Source organism: Campylobacter sp. 2018MI01 (genome assembly GCF_018501205.1).
In the GTDB taxonomy this organism is placed as follows: Bacteria; Campylobacterota; Campylobacteria; order Campylobacterales; family Campylobacteraceae; genus Campylobacter_E.
Map to the genome: position 1 here is coordinate 1 of NZ_JAHCZE010000192.1, position 401 is coordinate 401.

1 protein-coding gene is annotated in these 401 nt (G+C 45.6%); it reads left to right on the forward strand.

Going from position 1 to position 401, the window contains the following annotated elements; all coding sequences use genetic code 11:
- Positions 1-401, forward strand: a 401-nt coding sequence (locus tag KJQ97_RS09625; protein WP_214120724.1) for an Ig-like domain-containing protein, incomplete at both ends; no start/stop codon positions are given.

Below are 401 nucleotides of genomic sequence, written 5' to 3' on the forward strand. Positions count from 1 at the left end.
TTGCTACCCTGGTGGTAGGCAATGATGGTCGATGGAGCGCAGAATTAGATCTGCGTGAAGGTAGTAATGCCTTTGTCGTGGTATCGGAAGATAAAGCGGGCAACAGTCAACAAAAAGAGATTCTGATAGAACATGATACGCAGATTGAAATCAGCGATATTTCATTAAGTCGGGATACTAATAGCGGTGATAAATATGATCTGATTACCAATAATAAGTCTCCGGTACTGGTTGCCATGACCGATCCCGGCGCGACGGTACAGGTTTATATTAATGGTGTGTTACAAGGCACAGTAGAGGCGAGTTCGTCAGGTAATATTAGCTATACCATGCCGGCAAATAGCGCCGACGGCGAGTATCAGGTGCAATTTGTTGCTACGGATACTGCTGGTAACCGGGTT